The 9,298-nt window shown below is 68.9% G+C and carries 10 protein-coding genes; 8 read left to right on the top strand and 2 right to left on the bottom strand.

Annotated features, from left to right (window positions below; all coding sequences use genetic code 11):
* Positions 1–188, top strand: a 188-nt coding sequence (locus tag AAD496_RS11630) for an AIM24 family protein (RefSeq protein WP_349828924.1), incomplete at its 5' end; no start/stop codon positions are given.
* Positions 189–314: 126 nt separating this feature from the next.
* Here the strand turns inward: AAD496_RS11630 and AAD496_RS11625 are convergent.
* Both AAD496_RS11625 and valS read right to left on the bottom strand, forming a co-directional pair.
* Entirely contained in the window at positions 315–989 is a 675-nt protein-coding gene (locus tag AAD496_RS11625) for an AIM24 family protein (RefSeq protein WP_349828923.1), read from the bottom strand.
* Between the two features lie 91 nt (positions 990–1,080).
* Entirely contained in the window at positions 1,081–3,750 is a 2,670-nt protein-coding gene (gene valS, locus AAD496_RS11620) for a valine--tRNA ligase (RefSeq protein WP_349828922.1), read from the bottom strand.
* A gap of 185 nt (positions 3,751–3,935) precedes the next feature.
* Between valS and AAD496_RS11615 the strand changes: the two genes are divergently transcribed.
* The 7 genes from AAD496_RS11615 to AAD496_RS11585 all read left to right on the top strand — a co-directional run bounded on the left by AAD496_RS11615 (position 3,936) and on the right by AAD496_RS11585 (position 9,126).
* Positions 3,936–5,105 carry an acyltransferase gene (locus AAD496_RS11615; protein ID WP_349828921.1) on the top strand — a complete coding sequence of 390 codons (1,170 nt, stop codon included), beginning with the start codon at positions 3,936–3,938 and terminating at the stop codon, positions 5,103–5,105.
* An 89-nt stretch (positions 5,106–5,194) separates the two neighbouring features.
* Entirely contained in the window at positions 5,195–6,004 is an 810-nt protein-coding gene (locus AAD496_RS11610; protein WP_349828920.1) for an SDR family oxidoreductase, read from the top strand.
* Positions 6,005–6,345: 341 nt separating this feature from the next.
* Complete coding sequence (locus tag AAD496_RS11605; RefSeq protein WP_349828919.1) at positions 6,346–6,699, top strand: hypothetical protein; 354 nt, start codon at positions 6,346–6,348, stop codon at positions 6,697–6,699.
* A 48-nt stretch (positions 6,700–6,747) separates the two neighbouring features.
* Positions 6,748–6,990 (top strand): FitA-like ribbon-helix-helix domain-containing protein, encoded by a 243-nt coding sequence (locus tag AAD496_RS11600; RefSeq protein WP_349828917.1) that lies wholly within the window; start codon positions 6,748–6,750, stop codon positions 6,988–6,990.
* The gene (locus AAD496_RS11595; RefSeq protein ID WP_349828916.1) at positions 6,987–7,373 is read left to right on the top strand and encodes a type II toxin-antitoxin system VapC family toxin; all 387 of its coding nucleotides are present in this window, start codon (positions 6,987–6,989) and stop codon (positions 7,371–7,373) included. The genes AAD496_RS11600 and AAD496_RS11595 overlap by 4 nt, the downstream gene beginning before the upstream one ends.
* Positions 7,374–7,416: 43 nt before the next feature.
* Positions 7,417–8,619 carry a pyridoxal-phosphate dependent enzyme gene (locus AAD496_RS11590; protein ID WP_349828915.1) on the top strand — a complete coding sequence of 401 codons (1,203 nt, stop codon included), beginning with the start codon at positions 7,417–7,419 and terminating at the stop codon, positions 8,617–8,619.
* 156 nt (positions 8,620–8,775) lie between these two features.
* Positions 8,776–9,126 (top strand): hypothetical protein, encoded by a 351-nt coding sequence (locus AAD496_RS11585; RefSeq protein ID WP_349828914.1) that lies wholly within the window; start codon positions 8,776–8,778, stop codon positions 9,124–9,126.
* The last annotated feature ends 172 nt before the right edge of the window (positions 9,127–9,298 follow it).

Here is a 9,298-nt window from a genome sequence, read left to right as displayed (position 1 = left end):
ACTGCTCGCAGCAGCCGACCTTCGTCGATCCGCAGGCCGCCGTCTGTTGGTCGTCGTCCCTGGCCCCGCAGATCAAGACGGACATCAACCTCAACTCGTTCCTGGGCCGCGGCTCCGGCGAGGCGTTCCAGCTGGCCTTCCACGGCCCCGGTTTCGTCGTCGTCCAGCCGAGCGAGAACAGTTTCTGATTTCCGCCCCACCCGGGCGCACCCGGCTCCGCCCCGATATCGTTCACGACCCCCGATATGTGCCGACATTTCGGGGGTCGTGAACGATATCGGGGCGGAGCCGGGTGCGCCCGGGTGGGGCGGAAATCAGAAACTGTTCTCGCTCGGCTGGACGACGACGAAACCGGGGCCGTGGAAGGCCAGCTGGAACGCCTCGCCGGAGCCGCGGCCCAGGAACGAGTTGAGGTTGATGTCCGTCTTGATCTGCGGGGCCAGGGACGACGACCAACAGACGGCGGCCTGCGGATCGACGAAGGTCGGCTGCTGCGAGCAGTCGAGGACCATCGGCGACCCCTTGCAGTTGATGGCCGCGGTGCCCGCTCCGGCGAGCTCCATGTTGAACAGCCCGGAGCCGCTGGCGAGTGCGCCCATGCCGCCCTTGATCCGCTTGATGTCCCAGTTGAGGGTCGCGTCGAAGGCCAGCAGGTTCGAGGAGTTGACGCTCAGGGCGTCCTGCGGACCCTCCAGCTGCATCATGAAGATGTTCGAGGCGCCGCGGGCGAAGAACACCTCGCCGTGGCCCTCGGCGCGCATGAGGTTGTCGCCCTCACCGGTGGCCTGCTTCTTGAGGAACTGGCCGACCGACTTGGAACCCTGGTGGTCGAACTTCACGTCACCCTGGTAGGCGACCATGGCGCCCTTGGTGGCGAGCACCGGCGCGTTCGGGTGGACGATCGTGCGCAGCATCTTGTTCGACTGCAGGTTCCAGCGTTCCTGGGACTGCTGCTCGGCGTGGCGCTGGGCGAAGAGTTCGCTTCTCATCGTTCTCCTAGACGTGATCGAGGGGCCGCGGACGTCCGTCCTCCCCGTTCCCGGGGTGACGGAGCCCACGGCCCCTCAGTGTAGGTGCGGTTCAGGCCTCGGCCTGGACGAACTCGACGTCCGCGAGTGTCAGATCTGCACCTTCGGCCAGGGTCCAGCCCTCGACCCGGCCCGCCGCCCGGAGGTCACCCTCGGCAGCACGGACGGCGTCGAGCACGCCGGCCGGGGCGGTGAGCGTGGCCCGGGCGATCGGGGTCTTCTGGGAGACCTTCGCCTCGGTCTTGGCCCGGCGGACCTCGACGAGGACCTCCGCGACGGCAATGAGGACGTCGGCCGAGGTACCCGTGGCGTCGGCACCGGAGTCGGCGGGCGCCTCGGCGGCGGGGGCGTCTGCGCCGGGCCAGGCGGCCCGGTGGACGGAACCGGCCTGCCACCAGGACCAGACCTCCTCGGTGACGAAGGGCATGATCGGCGCGAAGAGGCGCAGCAGCACGTGGAGCGCGGTCGCGAGGGTGGCGTGCGCCGAGAGCTGACCGGCCTCACCGACCGATCCGTAGGAGCGGTCCTTGACGAGCTCGACGTAATCGTCGGTGAACGACCAGAAGAAGGTCTCGGCGGTGCGCAGGGCGTGGGCGTAGTCGTAGTCGGCCATGTACCGGTCGCACTCGGCGACGGTGGCGGCCAGCCGACCCAGCAGGGCGCGGTCGAGGTCGTGGGTGACGAGCTCGGTGCGGCCCACGAGGCCACCGTGGACACCCTGGTCGAGGGCGAACTTCGAGGCGTTGAGCAGCTTCATCGCCAGGCGGCGACCGATCTTCATCTGTGCGACGTCATAGGCGGTGTCCGCACCGAACCGGGCGGAGGCCGCCCAGTAGCGCACGGCATCAGGGCCGAAGCCGGGCTTGCCCTCGGCGAGGATGTCCGAGGGGACGACGACGTTGCCCTTCGACTTCGACATCTTCTTGCGGTCCGGGTCGAGGATCCACCCGGACAGCGCGGTGTTCGTCCACGGCACGGAGTCGTTGAGCGTGTGCGCCCGCACGACCGTCGAGAACAGCCAGGTGCGGATGATGTCGTGACCCTGCGGGCGCAGGTCGAACGGGAACACGCTGTCGAACAGTTCCGGATCGCGCTTCCAGCCGCCCACGATCTGCGGGGTGAGCGAGGAGGTCGCCCAGGTGTCGAACACGTCCGGCTCACCGGTGAAGCCACCGGGCTGATCGCGCTGGTCCTCGGTGAAGCCGGCGGGCGCCTCGGCCTGCGGGTCGACCGGCAGACTCGCGACGTCCGGCACGATCGGGTCGTCGTAGTCGGGGGTGCCGTCGGCGTCGAGCCGGTACCACAGGGGGATCGGCACGCCGAAGTAGCGCTGGCGGCTCACCAACCAGTCGCCGTTGAGGCCCTCGACCCAGTTGTCGTAGCGCGCGCGCATGAAGTCCGGGTACCAGGTGAGTTCGCCGCCGCGGGCGATGAGGGCGTCGCGCAGTTCGGCAGAACGGCCGCCGTTGCGGATGTACCACTGGCGGGAGGTGACGACCTCGAGCGGCTTGTCGCCCTTCTCGTAGAAGGGGACCGGGTGGGTGATCGGCTCCGGGTCGGCCACGAGGTCGCCGGAGGCCGCGAGGAGCTCGGCGATCTCCTTGCGGGCCGTGAAGGTCGTCTTCCCGGCGATCTTCGCGTAGTTGTCCGCGGCGTCGGCACGCGGGGAGTCGAGGATCCACTGCGGGGTCTCCCGCGACAGCCGGCCGTCGCGGGTGATGACGGCGCGGGTGGGCAGGTCGAGCTCACGCCACCAGGTGACGTCGGTGAGGTCGCCGAAGGTGCAGACCATGGCGATGCCGGTGCCCTTGTCGGACTTGGCCAGTCCGTGTGCCTTCACCTCGACGGAGACCCCGAACAGCGGCGAGACGACGGTGGTGCCGAACAGCGGCTGGTACCGCTCGTCGTCCGGGTGGGCCACGAGGGCCACGACGGCCGGGATGAGCTCGGGGCGCGAGGTGAGGATGACGACGGGCTCCGCCGAGGTGTCCGCGGTGCCGTCGGCGGCGGCCGGGTAGAAGGTCACCTTGTGGTAGGCGCCCTCCTTCTCCCGGTCCTCCAACTCGGCCTGGGCGACGGCGGTGCCGAAGGTGACGTCCCACATGGTCGGGGCGTCCTGCGAGTAGGCGTGGCCGCCGGCGAGGTCCTCGAGGAATGCCTGCTGGCTCACGGACCGCGAGGTGTCGTCGATCGTCCGGTAGGTGTACTGCCAGTCGACGGACAGTCCGACCGCGCGGAACAGGTCCTCGAAGACCTTCTCGTCGTCCACCGCCAGCTGCTCACACAGCTCGATGAAGTTCTTGCGCGAGACCTTGACGAAGTCGCGGGCGTTGCGCGGCGCCTTGGCCGGCGGCTGGAAGTCCGGGTCGTAGGGCAGCGAGGGCTCGCAGGTGACACCGAAGTAGTTCTGCACCCGGCGCTCGGTCGGCAGACCGTTGTCGTCCCACCCGAGCGGGTAGAAGACGTTCTTGCCGAGCATGCGCTGGTAGCGGGCGATGATGTCCGTCTGCGTGTAGGAGAAGACGTGACCCACGTGCAGGGAGCCCGAGGCGGTCGGCGGGGGCGTGTCGATCGAGTAGACGTCCTGGCGGGAGGTCTGCGCGTCGAAGGCGTAGACCCGGCTCTCACCCCACTTCGCGTCCCATTTGTCCTTGAGGCCCTCGAGGGCCGGCTTGTCCGGAAGGTGCACCGAGTCATGTGTGCGCGACGTGGGTTGTGTCATGAGGCCCGATTTTCCCACCTGCGGACCGGGGGACCAAACGCCGGGGTCCGCCGTCGACGGGGGAGCGGTGCGTCGTCGACAGGGCGCGTTCGGCCGTCGGCGTGGGCCTGCGCGGCAGGTGTGTAGCAGCCGGACCCGTCAACACTTCCCAGGTTTCGTTATGAGGTCGTGACATAGTGGCGTCCATGCCCCACAGGTCCCTGCGCGAACGGATCCCGTCCGACAACCCGCCACCCACCGCGACCGGCTGGATGAACCCGGCCCGGTCGGTCGCGATCATCGTCGTCGTCGCCATCCATGCGATCGCCGACACCGTCGAGACCCGCTTCACCGACTACGGGACCGTGGCGTGGTGGCTGGCCAACGGGATCGACTCGGCCAGCCGCTGGTGCGTGCCCGTGTTCCTCATGATCGCCGGCGCCCTCGCCCTCGATCCCCGGCGCGGTGTGAGTCCGGGGGAGTTCTGGGTCAAGCGCGTGTGGCGGATCGGTATCCCGCTCGTCTTCTGGACGGTCGTCTACGTCCTCTTCCGGCTCTACTACATGCACGGACGCGAGACCGACTGGAACCCGATCGCCGCGATCGCCGCCGGGTCGCCCTTCGTCCAGCTGTACTTCCTCTACGCGCTCGCCGGCCTCACGCTGCTCACCCCGTGGATGCGGCTGCTCGTCCTCCACGGCTCCCGGCGCCTGCAGTGGGGGACCGCGCTCATCCTCCTCGGGATCGGCGTCGTCGACCTCGTCCTCCAACGGGTCTTCGGCGTCGGTGAGCTCAACGCCGCCACCCGGTTCTTCCCGCTCATGGGCTACTACCTGCTCGGTTGGGTGATGCGCGACTGGGTCCTCACCCGGCGTCAGGTGGCGTGGGCGTGGTGTGTGTTCCTCGCCACCTGGCTCGTGTCGTTCCTGTGGGCCGGGGCGGGTGACCTGCTGGGGGTCGCGAAGCCCTGGAAGTACTCCTACGAGTACCTCTCCGTCTTCGTCGTGCCGCTCTCCCTGTCGGCCTACCTGCTCCTGCACTTCTACATGCGGGACCGGGCGCTCGTCGACGAGGCGCGTGCCGGCTCCGGTCGTCCACCCGTCCGGTGGTGGCCGGGCTGGCGCCTCATGCATCGCCTGTATCCCTATTCCTTCGGGGTGTTCCTGCTCCATCCGCTCCTGTTGTTCCCCGCCCGGAACCTCATCGGGGTACCCGCGGCCCCGGGCGAGGTCCTCCTCCACGGCCTCGTCCTGCCGCTCGTCTACACGGCGCTGTGCGCGCTCGTCACCTGGGGCGCGCTCCGGGTGCCGGTCGTCAAGGACGTGTTCGGGTCCGGCTCGCCGCCGGCGGAGATGATCGAACGCTCCCGCGGGTGAACGCCTCCCGCGGCGGGTGATCCACTCGTAGAGTGGGCGGCGAGACCTCGTCCATCGACGCCTCGTACACAGAACCCGGGAGGATCCCCATGAGCACCGTTCCCACGCAGCCCGTCGAAGGCTCCACGTCCGCCGCCGCCGAGGCGCCCACCACCCTCCGTGCCGTCGTCACCGGGGCGAGCTCCGGGATCGGTGCCGCCACCGTGCGGCGCCTGCGTGCCGAGGGCTGGGACGTCGTTGCCGTCGCCCGGCGGGAGGAGAAGCTCGCGGCACTCGCCGAGGAGACCGGCGCCAGCTACGTCGTCACCGACGTGACCGACGACGCCTCGGTTGCCGCGATGGTCGAGCAGGTGACCTCCGGCGGTCCCGTCCACGCGCTCGTGGCGAACGCCGGCGGTGCGATCGGCACCGATCCCGTGGCCGGGGCCGACGTCGACGGGTGGCGCGCGATGTACGAACTCAACGTGCTCGGTGCCCTGCGCTGCGTGAAGGGCCTGCTTCCCGCACTGGAGGAATCCGGCCGCGGTGACGTCCTCATCCTGTCCTCGACGGCCGGGCACGGAGTGTACGAGGGTGGAGGCGGGTACGTCGCCGCCAAGCACGGGACCCACGCGATCGCCGGGACCCTCCGCCTGGAACTCGCGGGGAAGCCGATCCGGGTCATCGAGATCGCTCCCGGCATGGTGCGGACCGACGAGTTCTCCCTCAATCGACTGGGTTCGCAGGAGAAGGCCGACAAGGTCTACGAGGGTGTGGAGAATCCCCTCACCGCGGAGGACTGCGCCGACGCGATCGTGTGGACGCTCACCCGGCCCCACCACTTCAACGTCGACCTCATGACGATCCGGCCGCTCGCCCAGGCCGCTCAGCACAAGGTGGCCCGCCACCAGGGCCTCTGAGGTCCCGGGGCGGCCGCTGAGCTATTCATGAGTAGATTATACCCGATTATAATATAGCTGGGCATAATGTTCTAGGGTCAGAACCTGTTGGTCTGCACGCTCCCGCGCTGTCGTGTGTCCGTGTGGGAGTCGGTCTCCTGTGGTGAGTCCCCTGTCCTGTTCGGGGTCGGATGAGACTGCGTTGTCCGCAGCCTTCTGGATGTCGTGTGACCAGGAAGAATGACCCTAAGTGCACGTCCCGGTAAGTATCGAACGCGAGATTTCCACAGCTGAGATCGTCCTCTTCCGTCATGTCGCCCAAAATCCACCATGGATGTATGGGAATCAGATATTACGCACGCATGTTCGAAAACTGGCACGAGAGGATCACTTTCGGTGACCCCCGTGCCTACATGGATGGAGACCTGCTCGGGGACGCCTGGGGGATCGTGTGGGAGAAGCAGGGCGTCGGGAATGCATCCTTCCGGCAACACAGTCCGGCCGCCGACTTCCTCTATCTCGAGAAGGCGTGGAGCCTGCTCCAGTCCTTGACTGCTCCGAACGCGGACGAGAGTGAGCCGCGCCCGGCGTTCCGGATGTTCGAAGGTCATGTCACCCACCTGCCCGACTGGTCGTGGGAGCCCTGGGTCAGGGCTCAGGAGTTCGTCCAGGGGCTCGTGCGAGACGGTCGGGGCATGGTCCACCTGATCGGATGACCGGTGATGGGGATACCGTCAGCGCTGAATCAGCGCTACTCTCGGGACATGGCGACTGTGCAGGTCAGGAACCTCTCTGAATCGGCCTATGCGACCTTCCGTCGCAGGGCCGAGGAATCCGGGCGCTCGTTGCAGGAATACCTCCGGGTCTTCCTGGAGGAGCAGGCGACGCAGGAGACCACCGACGAGGCGATCCGTCGTGTTCGGGACCTCCGGCGACAGGCGCCACCTCGGCGTCGCATCACGCGGGAGGAGATCGTGGCGATCCAACGTGAGGTGCGAGGCGGGTGATCGTCGTCGACACCTCCGTACTGATCGAACTCCTGGGTGATGATGAACCGTCCGGGATCGAGGGGAGGATCGTGGGTCACCGTCTCGTCGCTCCTGAGCTCGTCGATCTGGAGTTCCTCCATGTCGTCCGGCGGATGGTCCTGTCCGGCGCCTTGTCGACCGGACACGGTTCGCAATGGATCGACACGTTCTGTGGACTGCCCCTCCAGCGCTTCCCCCACGGAGTGCTCATCCCGCGCATCTGGCAGTTGAGGGACAACGTCACGCCGCACGACGCTGCATACGTCGCACTGGCGGAAGTGCTCGACGTGCCCCTCCTCACCGGTGATGCCCGCCTCGCTGCTGCGCCAGGAGTCCGGTGCAGGATCGATCTACTCGAATGAGGGCGTTCCGACATCGGGTCCCGGGGCGGGGCACAATGGTCCGGTGAGTACTCGGGACGTGAGCGCCTCGGCGGCGCAGGGTGGAACACAGGTACGGACCGGTGCGGGAGGGGACGGTGACCGTCCCTTCGTCGTGAACGACCGGGACCGCGACTGGCGGATCGACGTGCCGGTGGGCCCGGCTCGGGAGTTCCACCGCTCGATGCCCGGCTACGCCCCGACGCCTCTGCACCGGGTGCCGGCGCTCGCCGACCGGTGGGGAGTGGCACGCGTGCTCATCAAGGACGAGTCGGACCGTCTGGGCCTGCCCGCCTTCAAGATCCTGGGCGCCAGCTGGGCCACGGCCCACGTCCTCGCCGCCCACGCCGGTACGCCCGTCCCGTCGACCTTCGAAGCGCTCCGGGACCTGGCCGCGACGTTGCGGGGCGAGGGGGCGTCGACCCTCGTCACGGCGACCGACGGCAACCACGGTCGGGCTCTCGCCCGGATGGCCCACTTGCTCGGGCTGCGGTCCCGGGTGTACCTGGCCGGTGACCTCCCGGTGGGCGTCGCCGAGGCGATCGCGGGCGAGGGTGCCGAGGTGATCGACACCGGAGCCGTCTACGACGAGGCGGTCCGGGCGGCCGCGGACTCCTGCACCTCGGACACCGACCTGTTGGTCCAGGACATGTCCTGGGAGGGGTACCGCGAACCGCCGGCGCGGATCGTCGAGGGGTACTCGACGCTCTTCGCGGAGTGCGAGGACCAGATGGTCCGGGTGCCCTTCGTGGCCGACGGGGGTTCCGCTCTCGGTGGCCGTGATCTCGTCGTCGTGCCTGCCGGCGTGGGCTGTCTACTCCAGGCCGGTCTGCAGCACCTGCGGGCGGCCGAGCGGGCGGGTCTCCCGCGGGTGCTCGCGGTCGAGCCGGTCGCGGCGGCCTGCGTGACCGCCTCGGTCGCGACGGGGGAGTCGGTGACGGTCGTGACCGACGTCCCGACGGCGATGGCGGGCCTCAACTGCGGGACGGTCGCCGGGGACGCACTCCCCGTCATCCTCGCCGGTCTCGACGCCGGAGTGGGGGTCACGGACGCTGAGGCCGCCGCGGCCGCTGCGACCCTGCGGGCGGCCGGTGTGCCCGCGGGGCCCTGTGGGGCCGCGACGGCCGCCGGTGTCGAGGCGGTCCTGGCTCGCCCGGACGGGCGGGAGGTGCTCGGACTCGGGCCGGACTCGACGGTGGTCCTCGTGAGCACCGAGGCCCCGTGGTGACGCATCGCCAGGGTCGCTGACCGTCCGACACGTGGTGTCCCGGGTCGCGACGGTCGGCTTCCGTGTCATGCTCCGGTCATTTGGGCGGTCGAGGCGATCACGAATGGACAATATATACATGGTCTCGCCCCGGTCCGGGCGCCGCACAGTGCTCGGGTGGAGAACGAGAGCACCGTCGAGCGGGTCCTGGCACTCGCGATCAGTGACGTGCTCAAGGACCGTCGCGGCGACACGACCTTCACGCAGGCGGAGGTCGCCGCGGCCGCCGGGATGGCCAAGAACCCGTACCAGAACCTCGAGTCGGGGCTGAGCAATCGCTCCGCGCGCTCCCCGGCCAACCCGGGCATCCAGACCCTCTTCCGGATCAGCCAGGCTCTGCACATGCCCTTCAAGGACCTCCTCGTGCAGATCGCCGACCGGTATGACTACCACGAGGCCAGGCGCCTCGACGGGCACCGGCGTCCGGGGCCGGAGGGCCTGTCCGAACCGACCTCCCGCCCGGTGTAGAATCGCCTGTGCTGCGATCCGGCCATCACCGGGGAGCTTCCGGAAGAACGGGTGTCGTCCCCGCGCACCGCGATCGTGCGTGATCGTGGGGGAGGGTCACCTCAGTAGAACCGGACGGGTGGGCCCGTCACAGCCTCGATGAGCGGTCCGTGTCGACCGGGGCCCGTGCCCC

Origin of the sequence: Brevibacterium litoralis, assembly GCF_040212315.1 — a bacterium.
GTDB classification, from domain to species: domain Bacteria; phylum Actinomycetota; class Actinomycetes; order Actinomycetales; family Brevibacteriaceae; genus Brevibacterium; species Brevibacterium litoralis.
Note: the sequence above shows the minus strand (reverse complement) of the source record. Positions and strands in the feature narration are given on the sequence as shown.